Origin of the sequence: Phyllobacterium sp., from assembly GCF_037994425.1 — a bacterium.
Lineage (GTDB): Bacteria > Pseudomonadota > Alphaproteobacteria > Rhizobiales > Rhizobiaceae > Phyllobacterium.
This window is the reverse complement of sequence record NZ_JBBNAM010000255.1, coordinates 1-1,590: the sequence shown is the minus strand read 5'-3', so window position 1 is coordinate 1,590 and position 1,590 is coordinate 1. Positions and strand designations below refer to the sequence as shown.

Below are 1,590 nucleotides of genomic sequence, written 5' to 3'. Positions count from 1 at the left end.
GGCATTCGGCTGTTGGGCGTGACCCTTTCGTCGCTTGATGCTGTCGATGGCGGGCAAGAGCCGCAGCTCGCCTTTGCGATTTAAGCCAATCTAGCCGCCAAAACAAAAAGCCTGCCGCGGGAGGAGGTGCGGCAGGCTTTTCGAAAAGAACCGAACAGCGACTTGGGAGGAGGAGTGTCGCTGTTCCTTCAGACGCCCTGGGAGGAGATTGGCCGTCTGAAACTCGAAGCTTTGCGGGAGGAGTTGCATTGCTTCGACAGCTCCAACACTACATCGTTCGGCGGCAGTTTCCATGCCTTATGTTGCACTGCAGCTATGCAAAAAATTCAAGCTGGTAAGACTTGCGATGAGTATGGGGCGTGACCCGACCTCAGCTATCGAGATCAACGCAAAAACGCCCGCGTTACCAGCGGGCGTCGAGCAGTCTTGCAGACGGAAGGCCTGCGCGGTCAGCGGGCGACAGCTGCGCGGGCAACGCTGCGGATGTCGGCGCGGTCGATGCCAAGGTCCTGCAATTCGCGGCTGGACATACGGCCGAGTTCGTTAACAGTCTGACGGAACTTGCGCCAGTTGTTGAAAGAGCGTGCTACGTTCATGATAATCCCCTTTCCTGAGGGCTGATGACGTCAGCAACCTTACTTGGCTCCGGCGTCGTTTCGATGGTTGAGATATAGGCGGTTCAATCGGTTTAAAACAGTGACAATACTTCACCTCACCTATGCGTGTGGCGCATAGAACGATCTTTCGCTTTCAGAATGTGCTTGTTTTTTAACCCCGTGACCGAGCCCGTTTCGGCGCAACGCGCCATGGACGTTGGTCGCTTTTTTCAGGCCGCCGCGCCAGCTGGCAAAAAGACCTGTTGCCCTTTAAAGAGGCTGCGCGTCCTGATCGACTGTCCTCGGCTCCTCATGCCAATCTCGGTACGCAAAATCGGTGGAAGTGATCCTATGGGAGTGCTCGAAGGGCGCTCCTTTGACCACGCGGACGGCTCCCACTGTCCGCTGACGAGGTCAGCGATCTCCGTGGAAATGAAGCCTGGTTGAATTGCCCTGGCGGTGACCGGCTACGGCGCGGTTTTCTCCTCCAGGACATACCGGAAGTCACAATGTGTCGCGCCTTGCATGATGGTCTGCGTGCGAGACATTTTGATGCGGGCATCGTAGCCTTTGCAGAAGACGGCATCCCGGTTACAGGACAGGAGATGGCCTATGTGGCCGAGCCCCATCTCGCGGTAGGTTTCGGCATAACGACAGCGCAGGACGTTGTAGTCAAACACCTTGTCATCCGCCCGCACGACCTCGATTTCAAGCGCGTCATCTTGCGTCCAAAGGCTTTGCAGCGCCTGAAACGTCAACAGGCTGGTGCCCTCCTCCGTCGCGTCTGCGAATTCACGGGCGGACCGCATCGCCGCCTTGCTGACAGCCGCATCGATGATTGCCTGTGCCTCCGCTTCGCCCAGCCGCTGCCTCAACTCATCATAGATCGGTGCGATAATGGCCGCTTCGATCTTGCGCCGCTGGAGGATGCCCATTGGTTTTGGCGCTTCTACAGTCGCTGGGTCCGGGCAACTTGTCTCTTCATTTGGCAAAT

At 57.4% G+C, this 1,590-nt stretch carries 2 protein-coding genes; both read right to left on the bottom strand.

Annotated elements, in window-relative coordinates; translation table 11 throughout:
* Positions 1 to 449: 449 nt before the first annotated feature.
* Positions 450 to 596, bottom strand: coding sequence for a DUF1127 domain-containing protein (locus AAAB35_RS17545; protein ID WP_018855572.1), 147 nt, complete (start codon positions 594 to 596; stop codon positions 450 to 452).
* Between the two features lie 467 nt (positions 597 to 1,063).
* Complete coding sequence (locus AAAB35_RS17540; RefSeq protein WP_062369380.1) at positions 1,064 to 1,531, bottom strand: L-2-amino-thiazoline-4-carboxylic acid hydrolase; 468 nt, start codon at positions 1,529 to 1,531, stop codon at positions 1,064 to 1,066.
* Positions 1,532 to 1,590 lie beyond the last annotated feature (59 nt).